At 71.6% G+C, this 14,226-nt stretch carries 14 protein-coding genes and 1 pseudogene; 4 read left to right on the top strand and 11 right to left on the bottom strand.

Features of this window, described 5'->3' with window-relative positions:
• Positions 1–8 precede the first annotated feature (8 nt).
• Complete coding sequence (locus tag IEX22_RS06460) at positions 9–1,064, bottom strand: ABC transporter substrate-binding protein (protein WP_188667513.1); 1,056 nt, start codon at positions 1,062–1,064, stop codon at positions 9–11.
• Between the two features lie 28 nt (positions 1,065–1,092).
• Positions 1,093–3,168 carry a DUF6541 family protein gene (locus IEX22_RS06455; protein WP_188667512.1) on the bottom strand — a complete coding sequence of 692 codons (2,076 nt, stop codon included), beginning with the start codon at positions 3,166–3,168 and terminating at the stop codon, positions 1,093–1,095.
• A gap of 195 nt (positions 3,169–3,363) precedes the next feature.
• Here IEX22_RS06455 and IEX22_RS06450 point away from each other — a divergent pair, with 195 nt between their 5' ends.
• From IEX22_RS06450 to IEX22_RS06435, 4 genes are read left to right on the top strand one after another with little or no spacing between them, the layout of a single operon-like run.
• Complete coding sequence (locus tag IEX22_RS06450; protein ID WP_188667594.1) at positions 3,364–4,002, top strand: glycosyltransferase family 2 protein; 639 nt, start codon at positions 3,364–3,366, stop codon at positions 4,000–4,002.
• Positions 4,003–4,005: 3 nt separating this feature from the next.
• Positions 4,006–4,395, top strand: a complete 390-nt coding sequence (locus IEX22_RS06445; protein WP_188667511.1) for a DUF2304 domain-containing protein — start codon at positions 4,006–4,008, stop codon at positions 4,393–4,395.
• Positions 4,396–5,292 (top strand): glycosyltransferase family 2 protein, encoded by an 897-nt coding sequence (locus IEX22_RS06440; protein WP_188667510.1) that lies wholly within the window; start codon positions 4,396–4,398, stop codon positions 5,290–5,292. It abuts the gene before it with no gap.
• A gap of 58 nt (positions 5,293–5,350) precedes the next feature.
• Positions 5,351–6,382 carry a hypothetical protein gene (locus IEX22_RS06435; RefSeq protein ID WP_188667509.1) on the top strand — a complete coding sequence of 344 codons (1,032 nt, stop codon included), beginning with the start codon at positions 5,351–5,353 and terminating at the stop codon, positions 6,380–6,382.
• A 233-nt stretch (positions 6,383–6,615) separates the two neighbouring features.
• Here IEX22_RS06435 and IEX22_RS06430 read toward each other — a convergent pair whose 3' ends face one another.
• The 9 genes and pseudogenes from IEX22_RS06430 to IEX22_RS06395 all read right to left on the bottom strand — a co-directional run bounded on the left by IEX22_RS06430 (position 6,616) and on the right by IEX22_RS06395 (position 14,137).
• Complete coding sequence (locus tag IEX22_RS06430) at positions 6,616–7,335, bottom strand: hypothetical protein (protein WP_188667508.1); 720 nt, start codon at positions 7,333–7,335, stop codon at positions 6,616–6,618.
• Positions 7,336–7,408: 73 nt separating this feature from the next.
• On the bottom strand, positions 7,409–8,092 hold the full coding sequence (locus IEX22_RS06425; RefSeq protein WP_188667507.1) for a helix-turn-helix domain-containing protein: 684 nt from the start codon (positions 8,090–8,092) through the stop codon (positions 7,409–7,411).
• 33 nt (positions 8,093–8,125) lie between these two features.
• Positions 8,126–8,314: a hypothetical protein gene (locus IEX22_RS06420; RefSeq protein WP_188667506.1), complete on the bottom strand. Its 189-nt coding sequence runs from the start codon at positions 8,312–8,314 to the stop codon at positions 8,126–8,128.
• On the bottom strand, positions 8,290–8,733 hold the full coding sequence (locus IEX22_RS06415) for a helix-turn-helix domain-containing protein (protein WP_188667505.1): 444 nt from the start codon (positions 8,731–8,733) through the stop codon (positions 8,290–8,292). Before IEX22_RS06415 ends, IEX22_RS06420 begins: the two co-directional genes overlap by 25 nt.
• A 68-nt stretch (positions 8,734–8,801) precedes the next feature.
• Positions 8,802–10,772 carry an RCC1 domain-containing protein gene (locus IEX22_RS06410; protein WP_229659824.1) on the bottom strand — a complete coding sequence of 657 codons (1,971 nt, stop codon included), beginning with the start codon at positions 10,770–10,772 and terminating at the stop codon, positions 8,802–8,804.
• 267 nt (positions 10,773–11,039) lie between these two features.
• Positions 11,040–11,270, bottom strand: a pseudogene (locus IEX22_RS16540) (metal-dependent hydrolase); the annotation flags it as partial.
• A 51-nt stretch (positions 11,271–11,321) separates the two neighbouring features.
• Positions 11,322–12,119 (bottom strand): SDR family oxidoreductase, encoded by a 798-nt coding sequence (locus IEX22_RS06405; protein WP_188667503.1) that lies wholly within the window; start codon positions 12,117–12,119, stop codon positions 11,322–11,324.
• 46 nt (positions 12,120–12,165) lie between these two features.
• Positions 12,166–12,987, bottom strand: a complete 822-nt coding sequence (locus tag IEX22_RS06400; protein ID WP_188667502.1) for an acylneuraminate cytidylyltransferase family protein — start codon at positions 12,985–12,987, stop codon at positions 12,166–12,168.
• Between the two features lie 82 nt (positions 12,988–13,069).
• Positions 13,070–14,137: a Gfo/Idh/MocA family oxidoreductase gene (locus tag IEX22_RS06395; protein ID WP_229659823.1), complete on the bottom strand. Its 1,068-nt coding sequence runs from the start codon at positions 14,135–14,137 to the stop codon at positions 13,070–13,072.
• Between the last annotated feature and the right edge of the window lie 89 nt (positions 14,138–14,226).

Here is a 14,226-nt window from a genome sequence, read left to right as displayed (position 1 = left end):
CCGGCCCCTCAGCGGGAGGGCGACGGCGAGGGCGAGACCTGGTCCGGGTGATCGACCAGGTAGGCGGTCTCCGCCACGTCCGGCAGGGCGTTGTCGATGGCCCATCGGAAACTGTCGGGCGTCGCCGCGTCCAGGGCCTGATGGATCGGCCCGCTGGTCTGCACCAGCAGCCCCTTCCCGCTGGCGACGGCGGGGAGCTGCTTGAGGTGCGGGTCGGTCTGCAGGAACCGCTGGTCCCGGCCACCGGGGAAGTTGACGATGAGCACATCGGCGGCCAGGGTGCCGGCGGCGGCAGCCGGGACGCTGGAGCGCGTCGATCCGGGCTCGGGCGCGCCCGCTGCGGCCATCGCCGGCGCCGGCGTCATGCCGACCGCCTCGAGGAACTGCACCTGCCCCGACCGGGCGGTGTGCACCTGGATCCGGGCCTCCGCGGCGGGGGTGACGTCCAGGACGAGGAAGGTCTTGCCCTTCAGGGACGGGTAGACCGTGGTCTGCTCGGCCAGTTCGCGGGTCGCGTTCTCGATCAGCGGGTCCGCGCTGCCGGAGCGGCCGATGGCGCGGGCGACCTCCCGGGTGCGGTCCCGCCAGTCCGCGGTGGCCAGGCCGGGGGAGGAGACGACGGGGGCGCCGAGGTCGGTGTACGGGCCGACCAGGTCCGGGTCGAGCAGCGTGTCCGCCGCCACGATGAGGTCCGGCTTGAGGGCCTTCACGGTGGACAGCGAGATGCCGGGGACCTCGTGGTAGCGGGTCGGAGTGAGACCGGAGGTGTTCAGCTGGGCGTCGAACCATGGGGCGGCGTAACCGGGTGAGGGGGCGCCCGCGAGCCGGCCCCCGAGGGCGGCGACCAGGTCGGCGCTGGCCAGGTCGATGGCCGCGACCCGCTGGGGTGCGGCGGTCACCACGGCGGAGGCGGTGGGCGCCGGCGCGGTGACCGGGAACGAGTCCGTGGCCGACGGCGTCGGCGCGGGTGCGGGGCCCGAGCAACCGGCGAGGGCGAGGGCGGCGATGACGGCGCCCGCCGCGGTGACGCGGACGCGGGCGGTGGCGTGATGACGACGTCGCACGGGGACTCCTCGGGTTTGTGCTCCCACGTCAGGCGCGGCAGGCGGTCAGTTCGTAGAGGCGGGCGTGCCCCACCTCGGCGGCCAGCCGGACGCCGGGCGTGCCCTCGAGGTGGTTCAGACCCGGGTAGGGGTGCTGCCCCGCGGTCACCTCCCGGGACCCGAAGTCGAGCGCCCAGTACGCGTTCTCATCCCGGACGGCGGCGCACACCGTGGTGTTGAAGGCGGCCTCGTCCCAGTGGTCGATGATGGTCTGCTCCGCCGGCGAGCGCTGGCCGGCGACGTGCGGGGTGACGGTGCGGCGGTCCGCGAGAGCGAGCACCAGGGCGCCACCGGTGCGCGGGTTGGCCAGCACCTGCTCGCCGGCGGGCACGAGGCCGTCGACCTGGTCGAGCAGGGCCCGCTCGTCGCTGTCGAGCAGCGGGGACGTCGACGTCATCGCGTACCGGGCGATCAGCGAGTCCTGCCGGACCTCCAGCGACGGGTTCTGGCCCAGTACCCCGATGATCAGGACGAGCGCCAGGCTGACCGAGCCGTAGACGATGCCGGGACGCTCCTGCAGGCCGGCCAGCACGCGCGACCGGTCGCCCGCGGGCGCCACCGGCTGCCGGGCGGCGCGCCGTTCGAGCAGCCGACGCAGATCCGTGACCAGGTGGCGGACGAGGAACTCGGCGCCGATGGCCACGATCGGCACGGTGACGATGGGCAGCAGCGCCGCGAGCCGGAAGTTGTCGGTGTACCAGACGCCCGTCCAGAAGGAGCGCACGTCGCCGACCGGCATCGAGCTGGCGACGATGAAGAGGGCGGAGCCGACGAGGAACATGCCGAAGATCCACCACTGCCGGCGCTGCCGCAGCATGCTGTAGAGCCCGATGGCGATCAGCACCAGCATCAGCCACGAGATCGGCGCGAACATGGGGGCGGCGCCGAGGATCTCGCCGACCGCCTGCGCGGCGGTCTGCACGGGCTGCCACGTGTAGGTGCTGGGGTCCGGGCGGGCCACGATCCAGACGGCCAGCCCGGCCACCACGTACAGCACGGTCAGGCCGGCCCACACGATGGCCCGCCGCCGCGGGACGGAACCGCGCGCCGCGCGGATCAGCTGCTGGGCTAGCTTGGCGAGGACGAGGGGGAACACGAAGGCGACCAGGGCGACCACCACACTCGGGTGGGCCAGGGCCATCCCGGGCAGCATCAGGACGAGCAGCAGGCCGGACGTGAGCACGGACTCGGGCCGGAAGCTGCCGACGTCGAGCACGTCCACCACCAGCCCGATGGCCAGGGGCAGCATCGCGATGGCGAGGTGGTTGGGATAGAGGACCCCGAAGTCGATCATCAGGTAGGGGAACGCGCTGAACGCCGCCGAGAGCACCCCGGTCAGCATCATCGGCAGCAGCCGGCCCCCGCTGATCCGGCTGACCAGGAACAGGCAGGCCAGCGGCCAGACGAGGGCGGCGACGACGATGTTGGTGGCGTTCACCGCCAGCGGCACCGACGCTCCGGTCAGCTCGGCGACGACCGCGACGAGGTCGTGCCACGCGGCCGGGTAGAAGCCCGCCGACGTGGGGGTGAGGTTCCCCAGGGTCAGCGAGGACCCGTTGCCCGTCGAGATGATCGTCTGCACCGCGTTGAGGTGGAAGATGTTGTCGTACGTCTGGGAGATGTTCTCGGGCTTGCCGATGCCGCGGACGTACCGCAGCCCGATGATGTACAGCGGCAGCACCAGCGAGACCAGCCCGATGAGGATGCCCGTCACCCGCGGGTCGCCCACGAGCGGGTAGTCGCGGGCCGTGGACCGGGTGGCACCCGGCCGGATCCAGGACCGCGCCTGGCTCAGATCGGTGCGGCGCAGCAGCACCGCGACCCGGAGGGCGAGGGCGAGCAGCGCCACGATCACGGTGGCGATCGCGACGACGACGGGGGTATAGGGAACGCCGAGGCGCGGCGCGACGATCGCCGTGCCGGCACAGATCGTCACGGTCAGCGGCGCGGACACGGCCGCGAGGGTGAGGCCGCGCACACCCGCACAGCGCGCGAGGACGGCGCCCGGGACGAAGACGGCCACCACGGTGATGCCCAGTGGCAGGATGGTGTGCCACCAGCTCATCCGGGCGACCTCCTTCGATGGACCAACATGACCGGGCGCGGCCCGGGGCCGGTCCGGCGTCCGGGCGGTGACGACCCTCGCCCACCCTACGGCAGCCACCCGCGTGGCCGGCGCATCCCGGCCCGCGGCGTCCCGGCCCGGCGCGGTCGCTGTGTGATACTGGACGGCGTGGGTCGCTCGTGGGTCGTCATTCCGATGTTCAATGAAGCGTCGGTCGTGGCCGATGTGGTGACCGGTCTGCTGCCTCATCTCCCGCACGTCGTGTGTGTGGACGACGGCAGTTCGGACGGTTCGCCCGAGGTGGCCCGGCAGGCCGGCGCCGTCGTCGTGCAGCACCCCATCAACCTGGGCCAGGGTGCGTCCCTGCAGACCGGCATCGACTACGCGCTGCAGGATCCCGAGCTGGACTGCATCATCACGTTCGACGCCGACGGGCAGCACCGGGTGGCCGACGCGCTGGCCATGCGGGACCGGGTGCTCGCCGACGAGGCGGACATCGTGCTCGGCTCCCGCTTCCTGGACGGGCGCACGCGACTGGCCCCGATGAAGCGGCTGGTGCTCAAGACCGCGGCCCTGCAGTCCCGGCTCTCCACCGGGATGGACCTGACCGACGCGCACAACGGCCTGCGCGCGTTCAACCCGTACGTCGCCCGCAGCATCCGGCTGACCCAGAACCGGATGGCGCACGCCTCCGAACTGATCAACCAGCTCGCCGAGCTGAAGCCGCGCTGGGTGGAGCACCCCGTGGAGATCATCTACACCGACTATTCGAAGGCCAAGGGACAGTCGCTGCTGAACGCGGTCAACATCCTGGCCGAACTGTTCCTGAGGTAGCCCATGCAGTTCCTCGTCCAGATCCTCCTCGTCGTCGCGGTCATCGCCTTCTCCCTGGTGCTGATGCGCGGGGCGTCCAACGCCCGCCACATGGCCATCCGGCGCATGCTGCTGCTGGCGATGGCGTTCGTGGCGGTGATCTCCATCCTGTTCCCCGCGATCCTGACCACGGTCGCGTCCTGGTTCGGGATCGGCCGCGGCACGGACCTGGTGCTCTACGGGTTCATCGTGGTCTTCCTCATCTTCATGGCGACCACCTACCAGCGGTTCCGTCAGGTGGAGATCTCCCTGACGAAGCTGTCCCGGCGGATCGCCATCGACGAGACCCCGCGGCCCTGGGAGGGGCCGGAGGGGTCCCCGCAGACCGGAAGCAACCCGAGGATCGGTGGCTGAATGACGATCGATGTGATGTTCCCCTACTACGGCGACGTGGCCATGATGAAGGCCGCGGTGGCGAGCGTGCAGGCGCAGACGTACCGCGACTTCCGGCTGGTGATCGTCGACGACGGGTTCCCCGACCCGGACCTGCCCGCGTGGTTCGCGCAGCTGACGGCCGGGGACGACCGCGTCGAGTACCACCGCAACGAGGTGAACCTCGGGGCGAACGGCAACTACCGCAAGTGCGTGGACCTGGTCACGGCGCCGTTCTGCGTGATCATGGGCGCTGACGACATCATGCTGCCGAACTACCTGCAGACCGTGGCCGATGCCTTCGCCGCCGACGACGTCGACATCGTCCAGCCCGGCGTCGAGGTGATCGACGAGAACGGCGCGGTGTACGAGCCGCTCGGGGACAGGGTCAAGACCGTGGTCCGGGCCCGCGCCGTCGGCCGGGCCTCCCGCGCCGTGATCGGCGGCGAGCCGCTGGCCGCGTCGCTGATCAGCGCCAACTGGCTGTACTTCCCGTCCGTCGCCTGGCGCTCGGACCGGGTCAAGCAGCACAACTTCCGGCAGGGCTACGACGTCGTGCAGGACCTGGCCCTCGCGCTGGACATCATCATGGCCGGCGGCAAGCTGCTCGTCACCGACACCGTGTGCTTCCAGTATCGGCGGCACCGCGAATCCGACTCCTCGGTGCGCGCCCTGGACGGCCGCCGGTTCGCGGAGGAGCGCGCCTTCTTCGACGAGTGCGCCCGCGACTTCGCCCGGCTCGGCTGGACCGGCGCCGCCCGCGCCGCCCGCGTGCACTTCTCCTCCCGCCTGCACGCGGTCGCGCTGGCGCCCGAGGTGGTCAAGCGGCGGATGTGGCCCGGCCTGGGCAAGCTCGCCCGGCATGCCGTCCGGCCCTGACGCCCGTCCGCCCCCGCCCGTCCCCGTTCCGCCCCTGACGAGGAGCGCTGCCCGCCGCATGGACATCCAGAACCACTACTACGGCCACTCCGCGGTCCTCGCCCGGCACTGCGGGCTGCCCCGCGTTCGGCACGTCGCCGGCCTGATCCAGCACGGCTGGACGGTGACCAGCCCGGTCCGGGCCCAGTTCGGCGACTTCGCCGGCTGGGGCCCGTCCCGCCGGCGGCTGTCCTGGACCAGCACCTCGCGTGCCTGGTCGCCCGAGGACCCGGAGAGCCGGTTCGCGGACGGGTCGCCCATGCTGGACGCGATCGGCGCCCCCTACCTCTACCTGCTGCGGCAGGCGCAGCAGGCCGACGCGCTGCCGGCCCGTGAGGACCGGACCCTGGTGCTGCCGATGCACGGCACGGCGCTGCTCAAGGTCGCCGGCGACCACGCGGCCTACGCGGCGCAGGTGCGGGAGAAGGAAGGATCGGCGACGGTCAGCCTGCACATCGACGACCTGCAGAACGAGACGATCGTGCGGGCCTGGGAGGGTGCCGGCCACCATATCGTCAGCTCGGGGGAGCGCCGCGACCCGCGGTTCATCGCCCGGGTGCTGTACCTGATGGCCTCGTCGCGCCGGGTGGTCTCCAACCGGCTGTCGACGTCGGTGATGTACGGCGCGGTCACCGGTGCCGACGTCGCCGTCTACGGCCCGGACTACGCGCTCGGAGCCAACCCGGACGTCGACCCGGGCCTGCAGATGCGCCGCTGGTGGCCCGAGTTCCACGAGGAGAACCCGGACCAGGACCAGCTGCGCCGGATCGCCGGCGAGGAGCTCGGCGCCGGCGACGTGCGGGAGCCGGCGGACCTGAAGCGGCTGCTCGGCTGGGACGGACCGACGACGCGGCCGTTCGTCGAGTACTGGGCCAGCGGGCCGTGGGCGAAGGCCCAGGCGGTGCTCGGCTGGAAGGCACGCCATGAGGGCGCCCACGAGACCGAGGTCGGGCTCTCGCCGTGGCACTGGATCCGGCACCCGTTCCAGCACCTGCCCTCGCCGCTGCCGCGCATACCGAAGGACCTGGTCAGCGAGCCGATCCGGCACTGAGGCCGCGTTCTGCCTCGTCGAGGGGCCGGAGCTGGAGTTCGCGAGCCGGCGAGGGTCTCGGGCCGACGGTTGGCGTAGGAGGGGATCCCGGCGTACTCGCGTTCGTCTCGCGGAGCGCCTCGTCGGCGTGGTCGGCGTCGTCGAGGGTGATCGTGGCGGGGAAGGCGATGATCGCAGAGGTCGTCATGCCCCTCATGTGTGCGGTACTCCAGCCGCCACTCGCACCGCTGCTGTCAGGTCAAGCCGAGCCGACGCACGTCGGTGAGACCCTGCGTCTTCTGGGTGAGGATCGACAGCGCCGAGCGTGCTGCCGGTATGTGCTCAGGGTCCAAGGTCAACCAGGACGGGTGGTCCGGGTCCTGCAGGTGAGCCCAGATCCGCCGGATCCTGCCGCGGTCGTGTCCGCGCAAGAAGCGAGCTTCGGCGACGGGGTCAGCGATCGTGGCCGCGAGGCTGATCGCATCGTCCAGGTGCCGGCGGGTATCCCTCCTGTCGTCGATGTAGGCGGCTGCTTTCAGCCCGAGTGCGGCGATCGAGTTTGGCACGCTGATGATGCTGTGGGTGGTGCCGTCAGGGTCGGTCGCGATGATGCTGTTGACTGTTCGCTGCAGCGCGCCCGTAGCGCCGTGCACCTTCACGACGGGGCGTCCCATCAGCGTCGGGGCGGGGTCGGTGTTGGCGTGATCGGCGACCATCAGGTCGATCACCTCGCTGCCGCCCCTCTCGAAGCGGTGGGCCGCTGCGCCGCGCGGCAGAGGCGGCTTCGGGACGTATCCGAGTGTCATCAGGCGACCCTGGACCTTGGACAGGCGATTGGGGTCGGTCTCGATGTGGGCGACCATGTCGATGTCCTCGGTCGGCCTGATGGTCCGGATGCCGGCTCGCTGCAGGTGCAGCTGGACCATCAGGCCGCCGACGAGCGTCCAGTCCTCTGGGGAGAGGACCTCGGCCACCTCAAAGCACCGCGGCCAAGGTGCTGCCCATCCGTACCTCGGGTAGGGGATCTCCCACACGGGGCGGGCCTGATCAGCCACCGAGCAGCTCCTTCATCTTCTGCCGGCCGGCGGAGGCAAGGCGCGTGTCGGGGCTGTCCATCAGGTCCAGGGCGACCGCCGCGATCGGGGTACGCCCAGCAGCGAACGGCTGCTCGATCGTTGTCTCGCGCAGTGTCACGTTGCCGCGGTGCACCTCGGCGAGCCCCAGGGCTCCGGCGATGGGGCGCGCCTGGGCGGCGGTGACGTACCCGTCCAGGCGTCCCCCCCGGCCGCCGGCCAAGCCGAAGGAGCGTGCGACCTCCGCGTCCTGCAGGCTGGTCTCCCCGGTGACGAGGGCGAGGGATTCGAGGTGTCCGCGCACGTTCTCCGGCGCGTCGAAGCTGAAGGTGATGGCGCGGTGACGCGCGAGGTGACGGACGGCCTCGACGTCGTACCCGGTGAGACGCCGCTTGATGCGGCTCAGCTCGTCGGCGCCAAGCCAGTCGACACGTTGACCGGACAGGAGGGCGATGGCAGCCCAGGCGATGCGCGGGCTCCAGCTGCGGCCCCGTCGGAGCGGCTCGCCCTTCAGGGCCAGGACGTCGGCGCGTTCAAGCAGGGTGGTTCGACCGATGCGGCCGACGGCTTTCAGCCTGCCGGATTCCAGATAGTGGACGACGGCAGTACGGCCGACGTCGAGAATGTCGGCGGCCTCATTCAGCGTGACCTGAACCATAGACACAATGGTGGCTTTAGAAACACTATTCTGTCAATCCAGGCGGCGTCCGAGCGCGGCCGCGCCGGCGGCGGCCAGCTGGGCGTGGGGGTAGACCAGCAGGGCCAGGGCGACCGCGGCGACCGGAACGCGCCCATGAGCTTTGGCCACCTCGACGACGGGCTCGCGCAGGATGACGCCGCCCTTGGCCATGGCGATCAGGCGACGTTCGTGGGCCAGCATGTCGGTGGCGCCGGAGCGGTGTAGCCGTCGATGATCGCGATCGGGCCGGCCTCCAGGCCGAAGGGCACTGCGGTGCTGGGATCGGCCAGGGTGGTCGCCCGGTGCCGGGCGAGCTGGCGGATGTCCTCGACGTCGTAGCCGCGCAGCTTCGCGCGCAGCCGGGCGCGGGTGGACGGATCGAGCCAGTCGGGTCGTTCTCCAGAAAACCGACACAGGGACGCCCACGCGGTGCACGCCCTCCAGGGTCGGTCACGGCGTCGACCGGTGTCGGCGAGGGCGAGGACCTGCTGCTCGTCGAGCAGGATGAGGTTTCCGGAGCGACCGGTGACGGTCAGGCGTCCCCGGCTGATGAGCTTGCGGACGGCGGTCTCGGAGACCCCGAGCGTCCGGCCAGCTTCCGCGACCGTGGTGACACGCATCAGTCCTCTCGGATCGATAACCATGGTGCCAACCCGGAGGTGGGGCCAACCCAGGCAGACGGTTGAGCTCAGGTCTTGCGGAGCAGGTTGGTGACCCCGCCGAGCAGCAGGACGGTGAACAGCCAGGCCAGCGCCTTCAGGGCGGTGACGACCGCCGCGGCGAGCCACGCGCCGGGGCTCCACACCCATGCGGAGGACTGCACGCTGCCGACGACGGGCAACGCCGTCTCGGCGGCGTACAGCCACTTGTTCAGGCACGGGTAGTCCCAGCCCTCGCGGGCGGCCTGGCAGTCGGTGGCACCGGTCAGGGGACCGTGCTGGTCGACGACCTGAACGGCGGTCTCGGTGGACAGCGGTCGCGCCTGCCGAGCGGGTTCTAGCTGGGTAGCGCAGCCGGTGACGATCGCCAGGGTGACGAGCCCGAAGGCGGCCAGCCAGAGCCCGGCGCGCAAGGGTCGGTATCCGAAAGCGACGGCGAGCCCGTACCCGTGGCGGAGCAGCCACCGAAACCACCCGGTTACCCACCTGATGACCGCGCGCACCGACCAGGTCGGCGGTCCAGCCGGTCGAAGCTGCTTGGTGGACCGCTTCGCCGCAGCGATGCGCAATCGGGTCGCCTCCTCCACGTGGCCGTCACGAGCCAGCGCATCGGCCGCTTCATGCCACGGTTGCGGCACGAACCCCTCCTGCTTGTCCAACCAGTGGGTGAGGACGACATCGCGACCCTGTTCCTTGGGGTCGACGCCGTTTAGTCGGATGCTGGTCAGCGTCCAGCCGGTGGCCTCCAGCCCTGAGGGCGGTTCTTGGTCTTGAAGGACGAGCGCCTGAATGTGCGAGAGATGCAGATCCAGCTTCGCCGTCGTCCCACCGATGAACAGGGTTCCGATCACCGCGTCCTGCATGTCGATCTTCCCGACTGCTTCGAGGGACGGAAGCGGACGGCACACCACCTTTTCCAGGTCCAGCTGGCCGCCGATGTGCGCACTGACAGCTCGCACCTCCCCGGTCGCGCGCAACCCAGCCCAAAACGCGCCGCCGTCCACCTGTGCACCGTCGAGGTTGAGGGCATTCCCGCCGCGGTTGGAGAGGACCGCCTTCTGCAGGCCCAGTTGTCCGCCAATGTGCGCACCAAGAGCGCGCACCTCCCCGGACGCCTGCAACCCAGCCCCGAACACCGCACCGTCCACCCGCGCAGCGTCGAGGCTGAGGGCATTCCCGCCGCGGTTGGAGAGGACCGCCTTCTGCAGGCCCAGCTGTCCGTCAAAGTGCGCACCAAGAGCACGCACCTCTCCGGTCGCGCGCAACCCAGCCCAGAACGCCCCGCCGTCCACCCGGGCGCCGTCGAGGATGAGAGCACTCCCGCCTGGATTGGACAACACGGCCCCTTGAAGCTTCAACTCACCAGCGATGTGCGCACCGACGGCGCGTACATCGCCGGCCGTGACCAACCCGGCCCAGAACGCGCCGCCGTCCACCTGTGCACCGTCGAGGTTGAGGGCATTCCCACCGCGGTTGGAGAGGACCGCCTTCTGCAGGCCCAGTTGTCCGCCAATGTGCGCACCAAGAGCACGCACCTCTCCGGCCGCCTGCAACCCAGCACAGAAGGCCCCTCCGTCCACCCGGGCGCCGTCGAGGTTGATCCCCGCGACTCGGCAGCCCGGGAGGGCAAGCGCGGGGATCTGCAGTCCGTTGGCCTCCAGGTCGTGGTCCAGCTGGCAGCGGGAGAGGACGATGCGGCAGTCAAGGCTCGCCTCGACGAGGTCGAGGGATCCGGTGATCCGGCACCCATGGACCTGCAGGCCGTGCGGGTCGGGCGTGGTGTTGCTGTCAAGGAGCGCCAGTCGGACTGCGGCGGAGGGGATGGTCCGCTCCGGTCCCCACTGCTCGAGCTCGTCGTCGTCAGGAGCGATCGTCGCTGCCTGCCGCATGTCGACGTCGAGGATCCCGAGATGCTCACCCCCTGGGGCGACGGGTACCCCGGTCTTGATGGCGTCGGTGAGGACTTGGGCCCATTCGTTTTCGCTGCGTTCCCCCGTCATGCGGGTCAGTGTGCCGCAGCGCGCGGCCCGATGACTAGGGCCGCGGGTCAGCGCAGTCCGATGGTCGCGATCAGGTGGTCGATGCCGGTGCGGGAGAGCGCGACGAGGGCCGTGCCGATCCCGAAGATCGCGTACGCGGAGATCGGGACCAGGAGCAGCCATTCGCGCCAGGACCCGGCATTGCCGAGGACGGGGAAGGCGAGGTAGCCGTTGGGCTTCCAGCACTCCTTGAGGACGGGCAGGCTCTCGATTGCCCTTGGGCGGCTTGATGGTGAACGGCCAGACCAGGTTCACCCCGCCGGTGGTGAGCAAGTCCCCGGCGATGTGCACGAGCACTCCGAGGGTGACCGCGGTGACGAACCAGGTGCGCTGCTCGGGGGCAGCGAGGGCGATCGGGACGCCGGCGACCCAGCGGGTTGCGCACGGTTTCGGGGATGAACTGCAGCGCCTTGACGGCGAAGGCCAAGGTGACCGGCTCCGCGTCGATCCCGGTGGCACTCACCGCTCTTCCTGACGGCGCCGTCGGCGTGGATCGCCTCGCTCAGCGCCTCACCAGGCGCTCCAGCCCCCGTCGACGGGAATGGTCTGGCCGGTCACGTAGCGCGAGGCGTCCGAGGCGAGCCACGCCACCACGCCGCGGAAGTCGTCCTCCGTGGCCATCCGGGCCAACGGCGTCAGCTTCGTGTACCGCTCCGTGAACGCGTCGTCCTGCCCGCGGGCGATGCCGCCCGGGGCGAAGGCGTTGGCCCGTACGTCGGGGGCCAGCACCGTCGCCAGGTAGCGGGTCAGCTGGACGATGCCGCCCTTGCTCGCCCCGTAGGCGGCCGGGTTGCCCATCGTCGTCGACTCGTACAGCCCCATGTTGGGCCCGACGATGCCGTAGATCGACGAGACGTTGACGATGGCGCCGTGCCCCGAGGCCGCCAGCCTGGGCGCCAGCCGGCGGGACAGGGAGAACGGCACCTGCAGGTTCAGCCGGGTGGCCAGGTCGAACGCCTCGTCCGTCTGCTCCGGGAACGGGACGGCGTAGCCGGGCACCCCGGAGGTGCCGGTGAAGGCGGCGTTGTTGACCAGCACATCGAGCTGATCGCCCACCGCGTCGGCGAGGGTGGCGGGCCCGTCGGCGCCGAGCAGGTTCACCGGCGCGGCCTCCGCCTCGACGCCGTGCCGGTCGGTCAGCTCGGCCGCGACGGCATGGCAGCGATCCGCGTCCAGGTCGGAGACGATCACCCGCGCGCCGAGGGAGGCGAGGGTGTCCGCCAGCACCGAGCCGAGCGGCCCGGTGGCGCCGGTGACGAGCGCGCGCCGTCCGTCCAGGGAGAAGAGGTCGGCGGAGCTGCTGGTCATCGGGACTCCTCGGAAGGGATCGGCGGCAGAGAGGGTCAGGCGGGCGTCAGGCTTCGGCGGGGCTCGGCTGGTGATCGCCCGGCTGCTCGCGGCCGGGCAGCGGAGCGAGACCGGCGGTGACCACGGCCTCGACCAGGCGGAACTCCCGCTCGTCGTCGATGCTGAACGCGTGGCTCTCGGGGATCTCGACGTACCCGTGGCGGCCCTCGTCGAACCAGCTGGTCTCCAGCCGGCGGACGAAGTCGGCGCGCCACACGTAGAAGTTGCCGTTGATTCGCAGGAAGGGCGGCACGTCCTGCCGGCGGGTGACGCCGGTGCCCTCGGGGAAGTACCGCGCCAGGGCGCCGTCGTCGGCGCCGGCGTCCTTCTTCACGCCGACCCAGGTCGGGTGGAAGAAGGGTTCGGAGACGGCGATGACGCCGTCCAGATGCGGGGCGGCGGCCAACTGGTCGATGGCGGCGCGGACGCGCTCCGGGGTGCGGGTGGGGCTGGTCGGATCCAGCAGCAGCACCATCGCGATGTGCCCGTCCGGGTCGAGCGTCTCCAGCGCGTGCCGGATCACCGCCCCCATGGGCGCGGTGTCGGAGGCGAGCTCGGCCGGGCGGAGGAACGGGACGTCGGCGCCCTGCTGGCGGGCGACGTCGGCGATGGCGGGGTCGTCGGTCGAGACGACGCAGCGGACGTCCGGGCCGAGCTCGTCGGCCAGGGCGACGGACCAGCCGAGCAGGGGCCGGCCGAGCAGCGGGCGCACGTTCTTGCCGGGCAGCCCCTTGGAGCCGCCGCGGGCCGGGATCACCGCCAGGATCGACGGTGCCTGCGCACTGACCTGGTCAGTGGCCTGCTCGCTGGCCTGATCGGGAAGGGTCACGGTGAGAAGCTCCCGTCGCTGAACTGATCCGGGTGGTGGTGCCGGTGCTGGTGCACGCGCCGCCGGGCCCGCCGGCGCGGCATCACCACCCTAGTCGCACCCGTCCGCCGGCGCGGTCCGAGGCCCGCGCGGCGTCGCAGATCCGCACCGCGTCGACGCCGTCGGCCAACGTCGCGGGGGTGAAGGCGGACACGGCCGCCGGCGGTTCGAGCCCGGCCCGCTGCAGCACGGCCACGGTCTGGCGGGCGAGGATCGTGTCGACGTCGCGATCGGCGGGAAAGGACCACGCGACCGGCTCGCCGTCGGCCGGAATCAGCTCGACCCGCGCGGCGGGCACGTCCCACCGCAGCGTCCCGCTGGTGGTGGACAGGGTGATGCCGCGCGAGGTGACCGGGGTGATGTAGTCCAGCCGCAGGTGCGCGGGCACCGCGCCGAGCCACAGCAGCTCCGCCCACTCCTCGGCCTCGATGCCCAGCAGGTCCGAGCCGAGCGCGGCGGTCAGCGCGTCCGGCCGGCCGAGCAGCTGCATCGGGTAGTCGATGTCGTGCACCAGGTCGCGCAGCACCCCGCCCTGCGCGGCCGACGCCGAGTAGCTCTCCCGATAGTCGCGCTGAGGGCGCCAGCCGGGTAGCCACGACTGGGAGACGACGTGCGCGGACGTGACGGTGCCCAGCTCCGCCAGCAGCGCCGCGGTGAGGGCGAACCCCTGGTGGTAGCGCAACGGGGTGCTCACGACGATCCGGTCGGCGTTCGGATGCTCGAGCAGGGGCCGGGCCGACTCCGCAGTGGGGCTGACCGGCTTCTCCAGCAGCACGGCCGCCGGCTGTGCCGCGAGCAGGTCCACGGTGTCGGCGACGTGCCGGTCCGTGTCGGTGGCGACGACGACCAGGTCCAGCGGTCCCTCGGGCAGGCTGTCCACCACCCGGGCGCCGGCCGGAAGGTTGCGGTCCACGCCCGGCCGGCCCGGCCGCACCGGCCACACGAGGACCTCCTCGACGCCGAGGCCGGCCAGCACGCGGGCGTGCCGGGAACCGATCGACCCCGAGCCGCGCACGAGCGCCCGCAGCGGGCTCCGTCCGCCCTCGCGCGGGCTCAGCCGCGGGACGGCGTCGAGATCGGCCAGGGCGGAGGCGCGGGGGGAGATGTCCACCGGCCCGATGATACGGCGGGGGCACCCGCCGGCAGAGACGGGCGCTCGTGGCGGACGGCGTCGCGGTGGTGGTGTCGGGAGGGCGCTGT

The sequence above is a fragment of the Tersicoccus solisilvae genome (assembly GCF_014643255.1).
GTDB classification, from domain to species: Bacteria; Actinomycetota; Actinomycetes; order Actinomycetales; family Micrococcaceae; genus Tersicoccus; species Tersicoccus solisilvae.
Note: the sequence above shows the minus strand (reverse complement) of the source record. Positions and strands in the feature narration are given on the sequence as shown.